20 protein-coding genes and 10 tRNA genes are annotated in these 20,027 nt (G+C 47.4%); 26 read left to right on the top strand and 4 right to left on the bottom strand.

The genetic code is table 11. The features are described 5' to 3' along the window. Positions 1-24: 24 nt before the first annotated feature. On the bottom strand, positions 25-909 hold the full coding sequence (gene nadK / locus MHN33_RS01700) for an NAD(+) kinase (RefSeq protein WP_239393690.1): 885 nt from the start codon (positions 907-909) through the stop codon (positions 25-27). A 92-nt stretch (positions 910-1,001) separates the two neighbouring features. Here nadK and MHN33_RS01695 point away from each other — a divergent pair, with 92 nt between their 5' ends. The 3 genes from MHN33_RS01695 to MHN33_RS01685 all read left to right on the top strand — a co-directional run bounded on the left by MHN33_RS01695 (position 1,002) and on the right by MHN33_RS01685 (position 3,535). Continuing rightward, positions 1,002-1,946 carry an HrcA family transcriptional regulator gene (locus MHN33_RS01695; protein ID WP_239393688.1) on the top strand — a complete coding sequence of 315 codons (945 nt, stop codon included), beginning with the start codon at positions 1,002-1,004 and terminating at the stop codon, positions 1,944-1,946. 58 nt (positions 1,947-2,004) lie between these two features. Further along, complete coding sequence (gene grpE, locus MHN33_RS01690) at positions 2,005-2,616, top strand: nucleotide exchange factor GrpE (protein ID WP_239393686.1); 612 nt, start codon at positions 2,005-2,007, stop codon at positions 2,614-2,616. 121 nt (positions 2,617-2,737) lie between these two features. Next, the gene (locus MHN33_RS01685; protein WP_239393684.1) at positions 2,738-3,535 is read left to right on the top strand and encodes a M48 family metallopeptidase; all 798 of its coding nucleotides are present in this window, start codon (positions 2,738-2,740) and stop codon (positions 3,533-3,535) included. Between the two features lie 4 nt (positions 3,536-3,539). Here the strand turns inward: MHN33_RS01685 and MHN33_RS01680 are convergent, their stop codons facing one another. Then, complete coding sequence (locus tag MHN33_RS01680) at positions 3,540-4,061, bottom strand: YgjP-like metallopeptidase domain-containing protein (protein ID WP_239393682.1); 522 nt, start codon at positions 4,059-4,061, stop codon at positions 3,540-3,542. A gap of 71 nt (positions 4,062-4,132) precedes the next feature. Between MHN33_RS01680 and MHN33_RS01675 the strand changes: the two genes are divergently transcribed. After that, the gene (locus MHN33_RS01675) at positions 4,133-4,540 is read left to right on the top strand and encodes a GFA family protein (protein ID WP_239393680.1); all 408 of its coding nucleotides are present in this window, start codon (positions 4,133-4,135) and stop codon (positions 4,538-4,540) included. A 35-nt stretch (positions 4,541-4,575) separates the two neighbouring features. Here MHN33_RS01675 and MHN33_RS01670 read toward each other — a convergent pair whose 3' ends face one another. Together MHN33_RS01670 and MHN33_RS01665 are read right to left on the bottom strand one after the other, a co-directional pair. Continuing rightward, positions 4,576-4,740 carry a hypothetical protein gene (locus tag MHN33_RS01670; RefSeq protein WP_239393678.1) on the bottom strand — a complete coding sequence of 55 codons (165 nt, stop codon included), beginning with the start codon at positions 4,738-4,740 and terminating at the stop codon, positions 4,576-4,578. Positions 4,741-4,805: 65 nt separating this feature from the next. Further along, positions 4,806-5,654, bottom strand: a complete 849-nt coding sequence (locus MHN33_RS01665; protein ID WP_239393676.1) for a DUF72 domain-containing protein — start codon at positions 5,652-5,654, stop codon at positions 4,806-4,808. 178 nt (positions 5,655-5,832) lie between these two features. Here MHN33_RS01665 and aspS point away from each other — a divergent pair, with 178 nt between their 5' ends. The 22 genes from aspS to MHN33_RS01555 all read left to right on the top strand — a co-directional run bounded on the left by aspS (position 5,833) and on the right by MHN33_RS01555 (position 19,877). Next, positions 5,833-7,608: an aspartate--tRNA ligase gene (gene aspS, locus MHN33_RS01660; RefSeq protein WP_239393674.1), complete on the top strand. Its 1,776-nt coding sequence runs from the start codon at positions 5,833-5,835 to the stop codon at positions 7,606-7,608. A 123-nt stretch (positions 7,609-7,731) separates the two neighbouring features. Beyond that, on the top strand, positions 7,732-8,253 hold the full coding sequence (gene ruvC / locus MHN33_RS01655) for a crossover junction endodeoxyribonuclease RuvC (RefSeq protein WP_046006729.1): 522 nt from the start codon (positions 7,732-7,734) through the stop codon (positions 8,251-8,253). Between the two features lie 2 nt (positions 8,254-8,255). After that, complete coding sequence (gene ruvA / locus MHN33_RS01650) at positions 8,256-8,873, top strand: Holliday junction branch migration protein RuvA (protein ID WP_209052203.1); 618 nt, start codon at positions 8,256-8,258, stop codon at positions 8,871-8,873. A 20-nt stretch (positions 8,874-8,893) separates the two neighbouring features. Further along, positions 8,894-9,901, top strand: coding sequence for a Holliday junction branch migration DNA helicase RuvB (ruvB, locus tag MHN33_RS01645; RefSeq protein ID WP_239393664.1), 1,008 nt, complete (start codon positions 8,894-8,896; stop codon positions 9,899-9,901). A 1,035-nt stretch (positions 9,902-10,936) separates the two neighbouring features. Further along, positions 10,937-11,641 (top strand): protein TolQ, encoded by a 705-nt coding sequence (gene tolQ, locus MHN33_RS01640; RefSeq protein ID WP_046006726.1) that lies wholly within the window; start codon positions 10,937-10,939, stop codon positions 11,639-11,641. After that, positions 11,628-12,056 (top strand): protein TolR, encoded by a 429-nt coding sequence (gene tolR / locus MHN33_RS01635; RefSeq protein ID WP_046006725.1) that lies wholly within the window; start codon positions 11,628-11,630, stop codon positions 12,054-12,056. Before tolQ ends, tolR begins: the two co-directional genes overlap by 14 nt. After that, positions 12,056-12,997 carry a cell envelope integrity protein TolA gene (tolA, locus tag MHN33_RS01630; RefSeq protein ID WP_239393653.1) on the top strand — a complete coding sequence of 314 codons (942 nt, stop codon included), beginning with the start codon at positions 12,056-12,058 and terminating at the stop codon, positions 12,995-12,997. Before tolR ends, tolA begins: the two co-directional genes overlap by 1 nt. Positions 12,998-13,006: 9 nt before the next feature. Continuing rightward, entirely contained in the window at positions 13,007-14,365 is a 1,359-nt protein-coding gene (gene tolB / locus MHN33_RS01625) for a Tol-Pal system beta propeller repeat protein TolB (RefSeq protein WP_239393651.1), read from the top strand. A 41-nt stretch (positions 14,366-14,406) separates the two neighbouring features. Beyond that, complete coding sequence (pal, locus tag MHN33_RS01620) at positions 14,407-14,940, top strand: peptidoglycan-associated lipoprotein Pal (protein WP_239393649.1); 534 nt, start codon at positions 14,407-14,409, stop codon at positions 14,938-14,940. A gap of 15 nt (positions 14,941-14,955) precedes the next feature. After that, complete coding sequence (gene ybgF, locus MHN33_RS01615) at positions 14,956-15,711, top strand: tol-pal system protein YbgF (protein ID WP_239393638.1); 756 nt, start codon at positions 14,956-14,958, stop codon at positions 15,709-15,711. A 158-nt stretch (positions 15,712-15,869) separates the two neighbouring features. Further along, positions 15,870-15,945 (top strand) — tRNA-Lys (locus MHN33_RS01610). A gap of 38 nt (positions 15,946-15,983) precedes the next feature. After that, positions 15,984-16,059: transfer RNA gene (locus MHN33_RS01605), tRNA-Lys, on the top strand. A 35-nt stretch (positions 16,060-16,094) separates the two neighbouring features. After that, a tRNA-Lys gene (locus MHN33_RS01600) sits at positions 16,095-16,170 on the top strand. Between the two features lie 35 nt (positions 16,171-16,205). Beyond that, a tRNA-Lys gene (locus tag MHN33_RS01595) sits at positions 16,206-16,281 on the top strand. Positions 16,282-16,437: 156 nt separating this feature from the next. Further along, a tRNA-Lys gene (locus tag MHN33_RS01590) sits at positions 16,438-16,513 on the top strand. Between the two features lie 36 nt (positions 16,514-16,549). Next, positions 16,550-16,625 (top strand) — tRNA-Lys (locus MHN33_RS01585). Between the two features lie 157 nt (positions 16,626-16,782). Beyond that, a tRNA-Lys gene (locus MHN33_RS01580) sits at positions 16,783-16,858 on the top strand. 156 nt (positions 16,859-17,014) lie between these two features. Further along, positions 17,015-17,090: transfer RNA gene (locus MHN33_RS01575), tRNA-Lys, on the top strand. Positions 17,091-17,247: 157 nt separating this feature from the next. Beyond that, positions 17,248-17,323 (top strand) — tRNA-Lys (locus tag MHN33_RS01570). A 130-nt stretch (positions 17,324-17,453) separates the two neighbouring features. Further along, positions 17,454-18,497: a quinolinate synthase NadA gene (nadA, locus tag MHN33_RS01565; protein WP_239393630.1), complete on the top strand. Its 1,044-nt coding sequence runs from the start codon at positions 17,454-17,456 to the stop codon at positions 18,495-18,497. Between the two features lie 109 nt (positions 18,498-18,606). Further along, positions 18,607-18,697, top strand: a tRNA-Ser gene (locus MHN33_RS01560). A gap of 151 nt (positions 18,698-18,848) precedes the next feature. Then, entirely contained in the window at positions 18,849-19,877 is a 1,029-nt protein-coding gene (locus tag MHN33_RS01555; RefSeq protein ID WP_239393628.1) for a GGDEF domain-containing protein, read from the top strand. Positions 19,878-20,027: the final 150 nt, after the last annotated feature.

Below are 20,027 nucleotides of genomic sequence, written 5' to 3'. Positions count from 1 at the left end.
CTTATTCTGCTGAACTTCCAGCGCTTAGTAAAGCCTGCTGCCCCAATTTAATTTTTGTCTCAGAACATTGTAGTAGGAATAACTATCCGGATGGATTAAACGGAGCTTTTTTTCTGCTTTTTTTATGACCACCTCATCTCCGGGAAGCAGTGCGAGCACAACATGGCTGTCACAACTGACCTGTAAACTGGCGGTGTTCTCCGGGCTGAGTTTGAGTTTTACCTGTTTACTGGCATCGACCACGAGTGGTCTGCTAGACAGCGTGTGTGGAAACATAGGGACCAATGCCATGGCATTAAGCTCTGGTGTTAAAATAGGTCCTCCGCCGGACAAAGAGTAAGCAGTCGAGCCCGTCGGTGTAGTGACTATCAGGCCGTCTGAGCGTTGCGAAAACACAAATTGATCGTCAATAAAGGCTTCAAACTCAATCATGTGAGCTACTTTGTCAGCATGTAGTACGGCTTCATTGACAGCCAGATTGGCACTTTTTAATTCGGCATGGCGAAAGACTTCGACTTCCAGCAAGAAGCGTTGTTCTTCAACAAATTTACCACTCAACACCTGTTCCAGCTCGGCTTCAAAGTCGTCCGGATCGAGATCGGTCAGAAACCCCAGGTTACCGCGGTTTACACCGATTACGGCCACATCAAACCGGGCCAACACGCGGGCAGCACCCAGCATATTACCGTCTCCACCAACGACGACCGCCAGGTCGCAGCGTTCACCCAGTGCAACTACATCGAGAATGTGTGAGTCGGGCAGTTCAGTTATTTGTTTGCCAACCCGTTGCTCCACAAAAACTTCATAGCCAAGTGCTTGCAAAAAAGTGTACAGGCGTTGTAATGTCAGGGCTGCGCCATCATGGTTAGGTTTTCCAATCAGGCCGATGGTTTTAAATGGTGCGCTCATTCAGTGAGTTTCCTTGGCAAAGTATCTGTTGCCAAGATTATCTTAAAATGAATTCGCTTGAAACTCGCAAATTTAACCTTATTTATGATGTTATGAAACTTAGTGCACGTGATAAACAAGTCTTCTCTGCTGTGATGAGTCTTTACTGTAATGGTGAGGGCCACCCTGTGGCGTCGAGTAAGATTGCAAAATTAAAAGGGATGGCGGTGTGCTCTGCTACCGTCCGCAATGCCATGGCGCGCCTGGAAAACCAGGGGTTACTTTTTTCGCCTCATACATCGGCAGGACGCGTGCCTTCCGATCTGGGGATCAAGTACTGGCTACAAGAATATTTTGGGCTGGCAGATATTGCCCCTTACTGGGAGCCGGAGCGTGAGCAGCTCACAGGCTTTGCCCATACATTGAGCCAGAAGTACCAGGTGTGTTGTATTGTTGGATTGCCGCAAGTGAGTGAGCAGACCATATTTCGCGTTGAGGTGTTGGACTTTGATCGTAAGCACTGGCTGGTATTGCTGATTGACCGGTCAGGCCAGTCTAACAATATTCTTATTAACAAGCCCGAGTCTAACTCTGATCAAGTGCGCTATCAGTTTGCTGCCTGGATGAACACCGTGTTTAGTCAGCAAACACTGAAAGAAGGGTTACACCGAATGCGAGCCATGGCGAAAAGTGCGATGGCGGATTGTCGAGGTTCTCTGATGCAGTGGAGCCGGGAGTTAAGCCTACAGCTGGGTACCGACAACAGCATAGTGGTTGGAGAGCGTTATTTATATAACCGCCTGGAAGGTAACAATGAGCTCAATCTGGGCGTGAGCTTTTTGCACCAGGTGGAAGATCAACTGGCGTTGAAGAACGGCCTGTCGGTATTACTGGGCAGCGAGCTGAGTTATTTGAACCTGGAACGATTTATCGTCCTGAGCGTTCCATATTTCACATCGAGCGAATACCAGAGTCGCTTTTGCGTGATTTGTCCGGCTGATGCGCCGATCGAGGCAATAATCGGTGAATTTTCGCAAATCCCAAAAAAAGAAGCTTGAATAACGAATTTGAATCCCCATAATTACGGCAGTTGTAAAGAATCGGAGAGAATTTTTCATGTCTGAGCAGACAAAAGCCCAAGAGCAGGAACAAGAGTTAGTGCAAGAAGACGTACAGGAAAATGCGGCAGAACAAGCAGAGCAAGCGCAGGAGAGTGCACAAACTGAGCAAGCTGAGTTGAGCCCAGAAGAAGAGATTGCAGGCCTGTACGCAGAGCTGGAAATGGCGAAACAAACAATTGAAGGTCAGAAAGACAGTGTGATCCGTGCTGCTGCTGATGCTGAGAACGTGCGTCGTCGTGCCGCACAGGACGTTGAAAAAGCACAGAAGTTTGCGCTGGAAAAGTTTTCAAATGAGTTGTTACCTGTGGTTGACAACCTGGAGCGTGCAATTGAGTTTGCCGACAAAGAGAATGAAGCGACAAAATCCATTGTGGAAGGCATTGAAATGACATTGAAGTCATTCAACGATGCGCTGGCTAAGTTTGGTGTTGAAGCCGTAAGCCCTCAGGGTGAAGCATTCAACCCTGAATTGCACCAGGCAATGTCGATGCAGCCTAGCAACGATGTGTCTCCAAACACAGTGCTGGCCGTTATGCAAAAAGGGTATACACTGAATGGCCGATTGCTGCGCCCAGCGATGGTGATGGTATCTAAAGCAGCAGACTAAGACTGAATAATCATTCATTGTTTTAAAAGCCCGCAATAGCGGGCTTTTTTGATGGTGATTTGCATAGGCGCAGGTCTCCTTTTAAAATAACAGGTAACTTAGTTTCAGCAGGTACAGGGTGATGAATAAGAAAGTAATGGCAGCGGTTGCTATTGTCATGACGCTTGCAGGATGTAAAACGTCCCCAACCGGACGCACACAGATAGCGCTCTACTCAGAGCAACAAATGGATGAAATGGGCGTAGCCAGTTTTGAGCAAATGAAGCAGGAGCAGACGATTGAAAAAAATGCAAAAACCAATCGTTATGTACAGTGTATTGCTGATGCGCTGATAGCTCAGCTACCGGCGCAGTACGCGCAGCAGCAATGGGAAGTGGTGGTCTTCAACGAGCCCAGTGCCAATGCGTTTGCTTTGCCCGGAGGCAAGATTGGCGTACACACCGGACTTTTGAATGTTGCCAAAGATCAGCACCAACTGGCAGCCGTGATGGGACATGAAGTGGGCCATGTTATTGCTCAGCATGCCAATGAGCGTGTCTCACAAAACAGCTTATTGCAAATTGGTCTGCAGGCAGGCAATGTTGCACTGGAAATGGGCAATGTACAATACCGCAATGCCATTATGCAGGGCCTAGGATTGGGCGCACAGTATGGCATTACGCTGCCTTTTAGCCGCAGCCACGAAAGTGAAGCGGATGTCATTGGTCTGGAGCTGATGGCCAAAGCCGGGTTTAATCCTCAGGGGGCTGTTGAGCTTTGGCAGAATATGAACAAGGCGGGAGGAGAGCGCCCGGCGGAGTTTTTATCGACGCATCCTTCACCTGAAAACCGCATTGCTTTGTTGCAAAGTAAGATGGTACAAGCGAATTCACAGGCTGCCGATGCCAAGCGTCAGGGCCGTAGTCCAGCCTGCCAATAAGCTACTATTGCTGGGCGTCGCTGTAATAAAAGTTTGCGCCCAGATTATCGAGCACAATAAACAGCCGGAGATCCAGCTCCAGTTGGTGGTAGTCCGGCTCCATATGGCAACAAAGCTGATAAAACGCCTTGTTGTGATCCAGTTCTTTGAAGTGCGCTAGTTCATGTACAACCAGCGCCCTTAATATCGCTTCCGGTGCATATTTCAGCTGCTGAGATAATGCAATTTCATAGCGGGTTTTGACTTTTCCGCCGTGCTGTTTGCGTGTCTGACTGTGATGTCCCAGCGTGCCCGTCATCAGCTCCCGACCTTTTGCGTAGCTGACTTTATGCAAACGAGGCACGTTCTTCAGGTATTTATGCTTATATTCATGACAATAATCATAGACTGCTTGTGTGCTTTGTAGCTGATGGCCGAGTGGGTATTTGCCTCTGAAATACGCGGCAAGCTTGTCACCTTCCAAAAGGGTTTTGATTTGTGCTTGTAAGCTAGGCGGGTAGTGCGCAAAGTACTGCAAATAGTTCATGGTGATGGTAGTAATCCGGGAACAATCATTCTAAGCTAGTTATTTCGGGATCATAACAGGAATAAGAGTAAATGTATCAGGCCAGTTGTTTATGTGGTGTGGTTAAGCTGGAGTTGCACGGACCCATTTCGAGTATCATTCACTGTCACTGTTCTTTGTGCCGAAAATCTTCCGGTACAGCCTATGCGACGAATGGGTTTATCAACCGTGACGATCTGCAGATAGTTGCCGGAGAGACGCATATTCGGGACTATGCATTTAAACCGGGCAGATTGCGGCATTTTTGCGGTGTTTGCGCATCGCCTTTATTCAGTTCTAATCAGGACAACCCCGAAAAGTTGAGACTACGGCTGGGTATTCTGGATTGTGACATCACAGAGCGCCCAATATCTCATAACTACGTGACGTCCAAAGCGAACTGGGAAGAGCTGGATGCGAACTTACCTCGTTATGAAGGTAAAGAGCCGGGCAGACAATAAGAAACAGGACCACGTCCGGCCCTGCAGCTAAGTGCTTAATTGTCTGTCATCGTACAGCAGTCGGATGCGCGTGAATTACCACCGCTTTTCTGTAGTTCCGCTCTGCCTGCGCCGCCGACCGCGCGAGTTGCTTTGGCAGGTAGTGCCGACTGATCATCAGAAAGTTGTTTAACAGGCTTTTTAGTGAGTTTTAATTGCATAGTATTTTCCTTATTTTTGTTGTGCGTTTTCTAACATCCAGCAAAAAGTGTTCACTGTCAAGTGGTTAAATTAACGTCTGTTGTTGTGGCTGTTGCTCAGCTGGAAATGGCGTGAGGACCTGATGAGAGACTCCGAGGTCCTGAACAAACTGCCTGGCGAGCAGAGGCGCATCATAGTTGTCGGCAGTATGAAAGAACACATAAGGGGTACGTCCCTCGGCCAGCCAGTCACGAATTTTGTTGAGCCAGGGGGCATAAAAGGTGCGGTTTGCAGCCAAATCTGAACACCCGACAAAGCGCAGCATTGGCGCCTGAGCGGTGGCAATGACATTGACCGGCACGCGAGGTTTCTTTTGCTGTGCATCAATAATGGCGGGGGTGCTTGGTGGCTCACTAAAAAGGGGGCGTGTATCCATCATGATGCGATTCACTTTGGTTTGCATCAACAGTTGGTTAAAACGCTTTTCAGCGTCGCCTTTGGCAAAAAACTCCCTGTGTCTGACTTCAATACCTAGGGTCAACTCCTCAGGTAATTGCGCGATAAAATCGGCTATCCGGCCAAGATATTGCGGGCTACAGCTGGCTGGCAGTTGCAGCAAAACCATTCCCAGTCGAGAAAATAAAGGCGAAAACAGCTTAAGCCATTGCTTAAGTTCTTGCTGACACTGATTCAACGCCAGCTCGTGAGAAATCTGTTTGGGTATTTTAAAGGTAAAGCGAAAAGTGTCAGGCACTGCGTTTGACCAGGCAGTGATGGTTTCTGGTTTTGGGTTGGCATAGAAGCTGGTGTTGCCCTCAACACTGTTAAAGATCTGTGCATATTCGCTTAACATATATGCGGTTTTGCAATCACTGCTGAAAAACCGACCTTTCCAGTGTGCAGAGCTCCACTGAGGACATCCCAAATACAGCATGAAATTTGCTCCCTAATTGACTAGAAGATGAGTCTAACAAAGTCCAGATGGAGAAAAAATCGTAACAGCGAAAGAATCCCTGCTTTGTGGGATGACAAAGCGTGGCAATTTTATATAATTGGCGATTAAATTTATCATTCATTATGCCCTTTAGAGTTAGTAGGCAAATAGGATTATTATGCGCTCAATATACTGCGGAAAATTAAACAAGGACCATGTAGGTCAGGAAGTGGAGCTATGTGGTTGGATCAACAAACGTCGTGATCTGGGTGGTTTGATCTTCATTGATCTGCGAGATCGCGAAGGCTTGGTCCAGGTCGTGTTTGATCCTGAAGTAGAAGGCCTGATGGATGTTGCGAACACTTTACGCCAGGAGTTCTGCGTTCAAGTTACCGGTACTGTCCGTGCGCGCCCTGAGAGCCAAATCAACAAGGATATGGCAACTGGCGAAGTTGAGATCCTGGGCACTGGTCTGACTATCATCAACCGTGCAGAACCTTTGCCTCTGGACTTTAACCAGGAAAATTCAGAAGAGCGTCGCCTGACTTACCGTTACCTTGACCTGCGTCGTCTGGAAATGAGCGACCGCATTAAATTGCGCGCAAAAGCATCGAGCTTTGTACGTCGCTTCTTAGACAGTAATGACTTCCTGGATATCGAAACGCCGGTACTGACTAAAGCAACGCCAGAAGGCGCACGTGACTATCTGGTACCAAGTCGTGTACACAAAGGCAGCTTCTATGCATTGCCACAGTCGCCCCAGTTATTTAAACAGCTACTGATGATGTCTGGTTTTGACCGTTACTACCAGATTGTTAAATGTTTCCGCGATGAAGACTTACGTGCTGATCGCCAGCCTGAATTCACTCAAATCGATTTAGAAACTTCGTTCATGTCATCTGCACAGGTGCGCGATATCACTGAGCGTTTGATCCGTGAAATGTGGCAAGAGCTGCTTGATGTTGATCTGGGCCAGTTCCCGGTCATGAGCTACGAAGAAGCCATGCGTCGCTACGGTTCAGACAAGCCGGACTTACGTAACCCGCTAGAACTGATCGACGTTGCTGACTTGGTTAAGGACGTCGAATTCAAAGTACTGGCAGGTCCTGCAAACGATGAAAAAGGCCGCGTGGCGGTGTTGACTGTACCGGGTGGTGCATCACTATCTCGTAAGCAAATTGATGAGTACACCAAGTTTGTTGGCATCTATGGTGCAAAAGGTTTGGCCTGGATGAAGGTCAACGACCTGGACGCTGGCCTTGAAGGTATTCAGTCGCCAATTGCTAAGTTCCTGAACGAAGAAGTGATCAAAGGCATTCTTGAACGCACTAACGCACAGACCGGTGACATCATTTTGTTCGGTGCTGACAAGCGCAACGTGGTTAACGAAGCAATGGGGGCGCTGCGTCTGAAAGTAGGTCTGGACCTAGAGCTGACCAACCTTGGTCAGTGGGCGCCACTGTGGGTTGTTGACTTCCCAATGTTTGAGGAAGACGACGAAGGTAACCTGCATGCAGTTCACCACCCATTCACGGCACCTAAAGACATTTCAGCAGCAGAGCTGGAAGCTAATCCGGCAGGCGCTATTTCAGATGCGTACGACATGGTACTGAATGGCTATGAAGTCGGTGGTGGCTCGGTGCGGATCCACAACAACGATATGCAGCAGGCGGCTTTCCGTATCCTGGGTATTGATGAGCAAGAGCAACAAGATAAGTTCGGCTTCCTGCTGGACGCGCTAAAGTACGGTACGCCACCGCACGCGGGTCTGGCGTTTGGCCTTGACCGTCTGGTGATGTTGCTGTGTGGCACAGACAACATCCGTGATGTGATTGCGTTCCCGAAAACGACTCAGGCATCGTGTCTGATGACCAATGCGCCGAGCGTTGCTAATCCGGATGCATTAAAGGAGCTTGCAGTAACCGTCACTGCACAGCCAAAAGACGCTGAATAACGACAGCTAAAGGAATAAAAAAGCGGCGATGATGCCGCTTTTTTTTATTCTGCAAACCCAAGGTAACTGGAAATTCATACAGTATTTTGGCATGATAGCGAAAAAACAACGAGAGTATGCGCCTTGGCAGTAATTTTAGGCATAGATCCAGGCTCCAGGCTGACCGGGTATGGTGTAGTTCAGCGCCAGGGTAGTCAGTTTCAGTATCTGGGCAGTGGTTGTATCCGACTTGGTGATAAGCCATTTCCACAACGACTGCAGATGATTTATCAGGGCGTTAGCCAGATCATCGAGCAGTTTAACCCGCAGGGGTTTGCCATTGAGCAAGTCTTTATGGCACATAATCCAGATTCCGCTTTAAAGCTAGGTCAGGCACGGGGGGCAGCCATCGTTGCTGCCACAATGAAAGAGATTGAGGTATTTGAATATTCGGCCCGGCAGGTTAAGCAAGCCGTGGTTGGCACCGGCGGCGCGAATAAGTCGCAGGTTCAGGAAATGGTCAAACGGCTATTAAAGCTTCCTGGCACCCCCCAGGCCGATGCCGCTGATGCGCTGGCCATCGCCATCTGTCATGCACATTCAGAGCAAAACCTGATCAAGCTGGCTGGCAATGCGAAAAAAACCGTACGAGGAAGATTGAGGTAATTATGATAGGCAGACTCAAAGGTCTTTTAGTAGAAAAACAGCCACCAGAGATCCTGTTAGAAGTGAGTGGCGTCGGCTATGAAGTGCAAATGCCGATGACGTGTTTTTATGAATTGCCGCAGACGGGTAATGAGGCAACCATCTATACTCATTTTGTGGTGCGTGAGGATGCGCAGTTATTGTTTGGCTTTAACCACAAAACTGAGCGGGCGCTGTTTCGTGAGTTGATCAAGGCCAATGGTGTTGGCCCGAAGCTGGCGCTGGCGATTTTGTCGGGAATGTCGGCGGAGCAGTTTGTTCATTGTGTCAATCAGGGCGACGCATCTACTTTGGTGAAAATTCCCGGGGTAGGCAAGAAAACCGCTGAGCGTTTGGTGCTTGAGATGAAAGACAAACTGAAAAACTTTGGCCATGATCTGCTGACCCCGTTCAGTGACGACGCCGTCTTAGCGCCTCAGGAAGATCCCACGGTGGCGAATACGCCTGAAGATGATGCACTGGCAGCACTACTCGCGCTAGGCTATAAACCCGCACAAGCACAAAAAGCCTTGAAAGCGGTGAGCAAACCAGGCATGGATACTGAGGGGCTGATCAAAGAAGCCCTGAGATCTATGATGTAAGAAAGGCTGATTAAGTAATTATGATAGAAGCAGACAGACTCATTGAGCCAGAAGTGCAGGGCAGTGAAGAGGCCGTAGACAGAGCAATACGGCCTAAACTACTGTCAGACTATACCGGCCAGCAGCATGTAAAGCAGCAGATGGAAATCTTCATAGAAGCGGCGCGCAGCCGTGAAGAAGCACTGGACCACCTGCTGATATTCGGCCCACCGGGGTTAGGCAAAACGACACTGGCAAATATCGTGGCCAATGAGCTGGGTGTAAATATTAAAACCACCTCAGGTCCGGTGCTTGAAAAAGCCGGCGATCTGGCCGCTATGCTGACCAACCTGGAGCAGGGAGATGTGCTGTTTATTGATGAAATACACCGCCTGAGCCCCCAGGTTGAGGAGATCCTCTACCCTGCGATGGAAGACTACCAGCTCGATATCATGATAGGTGAAGGGCCGGCAGCCCGCTCAATAAAGCTGGACTTGCCACCTTTTACGCTGGTGGGTGCCACCACCCGTGCAGGTTCACTGACTTCGCCGCTAAGAGATCGCTTCGGCATTGTACAACGCCTGGAGTTTTATTCTGTGGCTGAGCTGGCATCGATTGTGTCGCGCTCTGCGCATTTTTTGAATCTCGAGATCAGTGACGCGGGTGCGGTTGAAGTGGCCAAACGGGCGCGAGGTACGCCGCGTATTGCTAACCGTTTGCTAAGACGCGTCCGGGACTTCGCTCAGGTAAAAGGAGATGGCAGTGTCGATGAAGTGATTGCCAGTCAGGCGTTGGATATGGTCGACGTTGACAAATGTGGTTTTGATTACATGGATCGTAAGTACTTACTTGCAATTATTGAAAAGTTCACAGGGGGACCGGTTGGCCTGGATAACCTGGCTGCCGCGATTGGTGAAGAGCGCGAGACCATAGAAGATGTGATAGAGCCTTATCTGATCCAGCAGGGCTTCATCCAGCGCACCCCCAGAGGACGAATTGTATCAGACCGGGCTTATCTGCATTTCGATTTGACAAAATCAAACGACTGATTGTCAGAGGTGCTTTGAGATCCACCTACCTGCCAAGAAGCACCTAATGTGCTTCTTGGGCCTTTCATCCCTAGAGCTATATTGTCAATAGAGACACAGAAATAGCGCTTCCTAAGTATTTTCAGCTATCCATTCATTCAATGCTCATTTCGCATCTTATATCTTGGCGAGTCACAAACTAACTTGTTTACTGGCAGCAAATTGCAGACAAAAAAAAGCCCGCACAGTGTGCGGGCGAAAACAACAAGTTGAAGGAAGTAATCCAGGGAACTGATGAGTCCGTTAAGGTTTTATCCAAAAGTTTCTCATCATGACTGCAGAATAAATCAGAATTCTGCTGCCTTAGTAACTGTGCATTTGCATTGAGAGATGCTGCTCGCTCAGTACGGGGAGTATAATAAGGCGACTGGTGCATTTTATCAAACTAGAAAAATTGCAACTTTGCTATAGAAAAAACTAATCCGAAGGTGTTTTTGTGCTTACTTAAGAGTAAAACATGTACAATTAAAGTTTTTTAAGTCATTGTAAAATAAAGAATTGGTTTTATTATACTCAAATTGTGAATATTAGATTATTTGTTGTTAATTGGTATTACCAATCGTGTTTTGAGGGTTTATTCTGAGATAGTGAATAAAACTTTACTTTTATGCAAGTTGCATAAATAAATAAACACTGTGGGGGCTGTGCTGCTCCGACCACATAAATTTTTTGTCACAACCACACGCTAGGCTGTGCAATTGAAGGAGAACTGGAACTTTAGAGTAGATATTTTTCGTTGTGGATGAGCGATGTATAGGTGGGTGTTAGCTTGAATCTGCTTCATCCCAGGAATGAGAAAGGCCTGCAATCGGGTTAACACCAATAGTCAAGGTCCTGAATGTGCGAATTATCGGCATTTAAGTGGATTTTGCGGCATTGAGATTGTAAGCCCTTATTAGTGTGGTTAAACTACCTGAACCTTTTTGCTGGCTTACAGTCAATACGGTGAAGGCTGCCTTGGCCGAGAACACAATTATTTTCTAGGAGTATAACAACGTGGAATCGGGACTTAATTTCATAGATCTCATTTTAGAAGCCAGTATCCTCGTGCAACTTGTTATGTTGACACTGGTCGGTATGTCAGTTGCATCATGGGCCATTATTTTTCAGCGCCGCAGCATATTGGCTCAGTCTCTGGCCGATGCGAAGAAATTTGAACAAAAGTTCTGGTCAGGGATGGATCTAGGCAAATTATATAATGAAATTACCGCCAGAGCTGGCAGCTCGAGCGGCCTGGAGGCTTTGTTTGTATCCGGGTTTAAGGAATTTGCCCGCCATAAAAAGCAAAACACCGGATCGGCCAGCATGATTATAGAAGGCACACACCGTTCTATGCGTGTTGCCCTGTCCCGCGAAGTTGAGAAAGTAGAGTCCGGACTTTCGTTCCTGGCAACTGTTGGGTCTATCAGCCCTTACATCGGACTATTCGGTACCGTCTGGGGGATCATGAACGCCTTTATTGCGCTGGGTGAAGTAAAGCAGGCAACCCTGCAAATGGTTGCACCTGGTATAGCAGAAGCCCTGATTGCCACGGCCATGGGTCTGTTTGCGGCTATCCCGGCGGTCATGGCTTACAACCGTTTTGCAAAGAATGTAGAAAAGCTCGAGTCAAACTACATTAACTTTATGGAAGAGTTTGCCAATATTCTGCATCGTCAGGCTGCCAGCTTAACTGAGGCTAAGCAAAATGTATCAGCATAAGAGGCGACGCCCGGTCGCAGAGATCAATGTGGTGCCATACATTGATGTTATGCTGGTGCTGCTGATTATCTTTATGGCAACGGCGCCACTGATCACACATGGTGTGAAAGTGGATTTACCACAGATGGAAGAGTCTGATCTGGTCGATACCAAAGACGCTCCGCCCATTATCGCCAGTATTGACGCTGAAGGTCGTTACTATGTTTCTGTAGGCACCGATCCTGAAGCGCCCATGGATGCAGTGGAAGTGGCTGCGGTTATCAAGCTGAAGTTACAGCAAAACCCGGATACCCCAGTGATGATCAAGGGCTCAGGTCGTGTGTCTTATCAGGAAGTCCTGCTGCTTATGGACTTTTTGAAAAATGCCGGTGTGCCGTCAGTTGGGTTAATGACAAAATCGTTTGAGGACAGTTAATGGATGCTTTAACCAGCGGAATAGTTAAGTCGTTTTTACTGCATTTCGCTATAGCCGGGTTACTCTTCGCAACGGCTAATTTTCAGTTTTCCAGCCCCAGTGTGATGGAAGTTCAGCTCAACCCAGCCGTTAACGAAATTGAAGACGTGAAGGCAGTTTCAGCCATCTCGGTTGATCAGCAGGCTGTGGAACAGAAAATTGCCCAGTTACGTGAAAAAGAAGCACAACAGAAGCGCTCTGAGGAGCAAAGGATCCGTGATTTAGAGCGTCGTGCGGCGCAGGCCCGTAAGGACCGTGAAGCCGAAGCCAGACGCATTAAGAAGCTGGAACAACAGCGTCTTGCTAAGCTGGAAGAAAAACGCAAGGCCGAAGCGCAAGCTAAACGTGCTCAGGAAATTCAAAACAAAGAACGCCAGCAGGCTGAAAAGGCTCGTCAGGAAGCATTGGCTGCCGAGCAGGCTGCCAAAGCCGCCGCCGAGAAGCGTAAAACGGAAGAAGACAGGCTGAGACAGGCGGAAGCAAAACGCAAGCAACAAGAAGAAGAGGCAAAACGCAAGGCGCAGGCAGCTGAAGAAGCACGTCAAAAAGCCCTTGAAGAGCAACTCCTTCAGGAACAACTGGCGCAGGAGCAAGCCGCACGAGCAAAAGTTCGCCAGCAACAGGTCCTGACAGAAGTCGACAAGTACAAAGCGCTGATCATGCAACGGATCCAGTCTAACCTGTTGATAGATGAAAAGATGAAAGGCAAACAGTGCCGTCTGAATATTCGTCTGGGCTTTAATGGACTGGTGACACAAGCCCAGTCGCTTGGTGGTGACAAGCTGGTATGTGAAGCCGCTTTACGTGCCGTAAGAATGGCAGATACCTTACCGGTTTCTGAAAATAAAGATGTTTTCGAACAGCTTAAGAATATTAACCTGACGATTAAACCAACTCTATAAAGGAAGACCATGTACAACCATTTAAGAAATATACTCTTGGTTCTGGCTTTCGCTGCACAAGGGGTCGCCTACGCAGCACTGGAGATCGTAATTACAGAAGGGGTCGACAGTGCCCGACCAATTGCGATTGCTCCGTTTAAATACATAGGTAATGGCGAGGCACCTGCTGAGCTGAGCGCTGTGATTGCAGCTGACTTGATCCGCAGTGGTAAGTTTAAACCGCTGACAGAGGAGAAAATGCCTCAGCTACCAACAACGGATGAAGAAGTGGACTACGACGCCTGGGTTGAGCTGGGCGTGGAAGCTGTTGTAGTAGGTACCATTACTCAACAACCCGCTAATCGTTATTTGGTAAAATATGAGCTAATTGATGTGATCCGTGCTCAAATTACCGGTGGTGAAACCCGCATGATGACCAATGGTAAATTGATGAAAAGCCAGGATCATGTTCTGGAAGCGCGCCAGAGTGTGATAGATGCACAGAGCTTCCGTTACTATGCGCATCAGATCAGTGACGTTATTTACGAAACCTTGACAGGTGAAAAAGGTGCATTTCGTACTAAGATTGCTTATGTAATCGTACGTGAAGAACAGGATAAACCCTATCAGTTGGTTGTAGCAGACTATGATGGCTACAATGAACAGGTGCTGCTGCGCTCTAAAGAGCCTTTGATGTCTCCGGCCTGGTCTCCTGATGGCAACAAGCTGGCATATGTCACGTTTGAGAATCGTCAGTCTCAGATCTATATTCAGGATATTTATACGGGTAAGCGTGAGATCTTAACCAGTCATCCCGGTATCAATGGGGCACCACAGTTTTCACCGGATGGTACACAGATGCTAATCGTATTGTCTAAGGACAAAGGCGGCGCAACGGAAGTGTATTTGATTGATCTGGCAACACGTAAAGAAAGGCGCCTGACGAAACACCGTAGTATAGATACTGAGCCAACCTGGCACCCAAATGGCAAAGAAATAGTCTATACCTCTGAAAGGGGTGGTAATGCCCAGATTTATAAGTTAAATTTAGATACAGGAAGATCACGGCGTGTAACGTTCGACGGCGATATGAATTTAGCCGGGTCAATCACGCCTGATGGCAAGCAACTGGTAATGGTAAATCGTACATTAGGCCGCTACCATATTGCCAAGAAAGAATTGGATTCTGGGCTGTTTCAGGTATTAACGCGCACCAGACTCGACGAATCACCGAGTATTGCGCCGAACGGCTCTATGATTATTTATAGTACCTTGCATAATAATAAGCAGGTACTGGCGTTGGTGTCGATGGATGGCCGTTTTAAGGCCCGCCTACCGGTGTTAGACGGACAGGTTAAGGCACCAGCTTGGTCGCCATTTTTACAGTAATTTTGCTGGTAAGACTTATAAAAGATATAGGAATATACTCGATGCAACTTAACAAAACTCTCAAGGCCCTTTTGATCGCGTTGCCTGTGATGACGCTGGCTGCATGTAGCTCTTCATCGGGCACTGATGCAGGCGCTGGCAGCGAAACAAACGCAGCAACTGCGGACAATGGCAGCAACGTTGATGTGAACACAGCTACACGTCAGAAAACAGCAGAAGAGCTACTGAAAGAAAAGTATGAAGCGTTGCGTCAAGAGCAAATCGTATACTTCGATTTCGACAAGTCTACTGTTCGCAGCGAGTTCGTAGAGCTTCTGCAAGCACACGCTGACTTCCTGGTTAAAAACCCAAGTGTGAAAGTACTGATTGAAGGTCACGCTGATGAGCGTGGTACACCTGAGTACAACATCGCACTGGGTGAAAGTCGTGGTAAAGCGGTTGCTAAGTATTTGCAGAGCCTGGGCGTATCTGACAGCCAAATGTCTGTTGTGAGCTATGGTGAAGAGAAGCCAATGGACAAAGCGCGCAACGAAGAAGCTTTTGCTAAGAACCGCCGCGCGGTACTGGTATATTAATTGTAAAGAGATGCTATGAAGCCGAATACTATTTTGGCAGCCATCATCTTAGTCAGCGGGAGCTCCCAATTGTGGGCAGCTCCCGCTGCTGTATCTGATGCTGCTGGTTCTACCCAAACTATTGAACAACGTTTATCTGTGCTTGAAAACCTGATGCGTAATCGCAATCTGATCCAGGCAGAACTGCAAACGCAACTTGATCTGCTTCAGGATGAAGTAAGCCAGATCCGTGGTGTAACGGAAGAGCAAAGTTATAAGCTCGAAAAAGTGTTGCAACGCCAGCGTGAGCTGTATCAGGAAATTGAAACACGTGTCACACAAGTCTACGAACAAAGTAAGCAGCTGCAACCCGCTGTGACGTCAGATAGTGCGACTGTGCAGGCTGTAAGTACAGACTTGTCAGAAAATGAAGCGTATGACAGAGCTGCCGCTTTGATCATGAAGGATAAGCGCTACGATGCCGCTATTCCTGAATTTGAAGGCTTCCTCAAACAGTTTCCAAATTCCGTCTATATTCCTAATGCGCACTACTGGCTGGGTCAGTTACAGTCGATAAAGAATCAGGATGCTCAGGCCATGGTGCACTTCCGTACCGTGGTGGAGCAGTTTGCTGATTCCAATAAGCGACCAGATGCGATGTTAAAGCTGGGAACCTTGCTCCAGAAGACAGGACAATCTGCACAAGCAAAAACCTTGTTCGAGAATCTAATCAAAGAATATCCCAGCACAACGGCTGCAAAATTGGCAACGGAGCGACTGAGCAAAATATAAATGGCTGATATTTTCTCAGAATGATTTAAAATTAGGCGCTTAGACGCGAAATTTGAAAAAAACAGGCAATTTCGGTTGCACAAGATTTTTAAATAAGTATTATAAGCGCCCGCAGCAGCCGATAGTGTTACACACATCTTGCAGCGAAACAATTTAGTGGGTCATTAGCTCAGTTGGTAGAGCAGTGGACTTTTAATCCATTGGTCGATGGTTCGAGTCCATCATGACCCACCATTCAAATTTGTTATTTTTACTTTAAGTAAAGCCAGAGCGGGTCATTAGCTCAGTTGGTAGAGCAGTGGACTTTTAATCCATTGGTCGATGGTTCGAGTCCATCATGACCCACCATTCAAATTTGGTGTATTATTTAAATAATCTCGAGCGGGTCATTAGCTCAGTTGGTAGAGCAGTGGACTTTTAATCCATTGGTCGATGGTTCGAGTCCATCATGACCCACCATTCACATTTGGTGTATTATTTAAGTAACTTCGAGCGGGTCATTAGCTCAGTTGGTAGAGCAGTGGACTTTTAATCCATTGGTCGATGGTTCGAGTCCATCATGACCCACCATTCAAATTTGGTGTATCACTTAAGTAACTTTCGAGCGGGTCATTAGCTCAGTTGGGTGAGAAAAACGAAGCACCGCTTCGCAGTTTTCGAACGCGAGTCAGGACGACGAGCCGGGCCCAGCCTTCAGGATGAATCAATGGCACTTTAACACCGAGCGGGTCATTAGCTCAGTTGGTAGAGCAGTGGACTTTTAATCCATTGGTCGATGGTTCGAGTCCATCATGACCCACCATTCAAATTTGGTGCATCACTTAAGTAACTTTCGAGCGGGTCATTAGCTCAGTTGGTAGAGCAGTGGACTTTTAATCCATTGGTCGATGGTTCGAGTCCATCATGACCCACCATTCATATTTGGTGTATTACTTAAGTAACTCTCGAGCGGGTCATTAGCTCAGTTGGGTGAGAAAAACGAAGCACCGCTTCGCAGTTTTCGAACGCGAGTCAGGACGACGACGCCGTATCCAATCGTCAGGACGACTTAATGGCACTTTAACACCGAGCGGGTCATTAGCTCAGTTGGTAGAGCAGTGGACTTTTAATCCATTGGTCGATGGTTCGAGTCCATCATGACCCACCATTCAAATTTGGTGTAAAACTTAAGTAACTTCGAGCGGGTCATTAGCTCAGTTGGGTGAGAAAAACGAAGCACCGCTTCGCAGTTTTCGAACGCGAGTCAGGACGACGACGCCGGAACCAATCGTCAGGACGACTTAATGGCACTTTAACACCGAGCGGGTCATTAGCTCAGTTGGTAGAGCAGTGGACTTTTAATCCATTGGTCGATGGTTCGAGTCCATCATGACCCACCATTCACATTTGGTGTAATACTTAAGTAATTTTCGAGCGGGTCATTAGCTCAGTTGGGTGAGAAAAACGAAGCACCGCTTCGCAGTTTTCGAACGCGAGTCAGGACGACGACGCCGGAACCAATCGTCAGGACGACTTAATGGCACTTTAACACCGAGCGGGTCATTAGCTCAGTTGGTAGAGCAGTGGACTTTTAATCCATTGGTCGATGGTTCGAGTCCATCATGACCCACCATTCTTGCTGTATCTCTTCCTTTTCATATTCTCTTAAATATTCCTTCAAAATACCGTCTTCAACTAGGATTATTGCCCCGATTTTCGTATAATTCGCGGATATTCCGTCATGTGGACTAGTGGTCGAGAGAATGAGTCTAGCAGAACAAATTATGCCGGAGGATTATATTTTTCCTCCAAAGCCTGCGCCGTTAACTAAGCAGGAACAAGCTGAATATAAAGCCAGAATTACAGCGTTGTTAAAAGAAAAGAACGCGGTTCTGGTTGCCCATTATTACACAGATCCAGAGATCCAAGCCCTGGCTGAGGAAACTGGTGGCTGTGTTGCAGATTCACTGGAAATGGCGCGGTTTGGTGCCAAGCAACAAGATGCAGATATGATCATTGTTGCCGGTGTGCGCTTTATGGGTGAAACCGCCAAGATCCTGACACCAGAAAAAACCGTGGTTATGCCCACTCTGGCAGCAACCTGTTCACTGGATGTGGGGTGTCCTATCGACGCGTTTTCTGCGTTTTGTGATCAACACCCGGACCGAAAAGTCGTTGTATACGCAAATACCTCAACCGCAGTGAAAGCACGCGCTGACTGGATTGTGACTTCGTCTTGTGCACTTGAGATTGTTGAGCATCTGGACTCAGAAGGCGAGAAGATCATCTGGGGACCAGATAAGCACCTGGGTTCTTACATTCAAAAGAAAACCGGTGCAGACATGATCATGTGGAATGGTGCCTGTATCGTTCACGATGAGTTTAAAACCAAAGCGCTGAAAGACATGAAAGCTCTGCACCCGGATGCAGCTGTATTGGTTCACCCGGAATCGCCGGCCGAGATCGTTGATCTGGCAGACGCTGTGGGTTCAACAAGCCAGTTGATTAAAGCGGCGCAGGAAATGCCTAATCAGAAGTTCATCGTTGCGACTGATCGCGGTATCTTTTACAAGATGCAGCAATTATGCCCTGAGAAAGAGTTCTTTGAAGCACCAACGGCGGGTGAAGGGGCAACGTGTAAAAGCTGTGCTCACTGCCCTTGGATGGCGATGAACGGGCTTAAAGCCATTGAAGAAGCTTTAATAGACCCACGTGGTAAAGAAGTCTTCGTTGATATGGACTTACGTGCAGGTGCACTGCGTTCATTGAATCGTATGCTGGACTTTTCATCAAGCTTGCAAAAATAAGCTAAGTTGCTTAGTAACTAAGCATTTGGCTGTGTTTTTACAAAAAATACTTGCTAAAGCGTTAAGCTTTTCATAGTATTAGCGCCGCACCCAAGCGGTGCTACAGCGCGGAGAGATGGCTGAGTGGCTTAAGGCGCACGACTGGAACTCGTGTATACGTTTATAGCGTATCGAGGGTTCGACTCCCTCTCTCTCCGCCATTCCAAATTTAAAAAAGGCGTCCATCGGACGCCTTTTTGCGTTTTATTCCTGTCATTGTGTCTTAGCTAGTTGTTGATGCAATACTTGGAGTACACACTTGGGTAAAAAGCCGTTACTATATTCGGCATTAATCGAGTCTGTGAATATCTAATGCAAGAAGAACTACTCAATTCAGTAATCAAAATAACAAAAACAAGAGACATAGATTCACTCGAATATAGTCTGCTATCGACCATTCAGGAACTGGTAGGCTGTCAGCATCTGTGTGTGTATAAGAACTTTAATACCCAGGAAGACCTTGCTGTCGAGCGGAGCATCGGGTTAACCATGCATGGTGAGCGAGAATTTGAGTGGCTCGACAGGCAAGTGATTGAGCGGCCGCAGTCAGAGCTGATCTCCTGTTTGCAGTCTTCTTGTATAATTACGGTGCAAAGTTCAGATGGTATAGAAAAGCGCTGGTTACCTATTAATATCCATGACACACCAGTTGGTGCAATAGAGGTGCACTCAGGTGGTCTGGACAGTAGTGAGCAAGTTCTCCTTAACGCCTTTGTGCGTATTTATGAAAATTACCTCACCATATTGCACGAAAATGAGCGGGATAAACTTACTGGTTTGTTGAATCGCCAGACCTTTGAAAAAAAGTTAAAGCAGTTGCTTGAGAAACAAGTGATTAAACAAAATCGCCATATTCGTGATGAGCAGGACTCGCGTACTTTTCATCAGGGTGCTACATCCTGGCTGGCGATGATAGACATAGATCATTTCAAGCAGGTCAATGACAACTATGGCCATGTTTGCGGGGATGAAGTACTGCTGCTGGTTGCGCAGAAAATGCAGCAGTTTTTCCGCTCAACAGATCTGTTATTCCGATTTGGTGGCGAAGAGTTTGTCCTGGTGTTCGAGCCAACAGATCAGATCTCTATTGAGGCAAAACTGGAGCAGTTTTTAACGCTGATCCGAAATACGCATTTTCCGTTTGTTAAAACCCTGACCGTCAGTGCCGGACTGGCGCGGATCAGCCCCTATGATTTTCCAATCAATGTGTTAGAGAATGCAGACAGGGCGTTGTATTATGCAAAGGAAAATGGTCGTGATCAGGTGGCATTTTTTGAAACTCTGTTAAATGACAATAAACTGGAACGCCACGACGAAGGCTCCGGGATCGACTTGTTCTAAGCAGATGGTACAATCAGCGGTAACGACCTTCAGTTATCGCACCCTTGACCCATACTTTCCTCAGATTACAGGCATTCAGCCACGTTGCTATTAGCCTGTGAAATCTCTTACACTGACCAAAGTTCAAAACCCGCTTAAAAAGCCCGAGAC

It is taken from the genome of Pseudoalteromonas sp. OOF1S-7 (assembly GCF_022347765.1).
Classification (GTDB): domain Bacteria; phylum Pseudomonadota; class Gammaproteobacteria; order Enterobacterales; family Alteromonadaceae; genus Pseudoalteromonas.
This window is presented reverse-complemented; position numbering and strand designations above follow the sequence as displayed.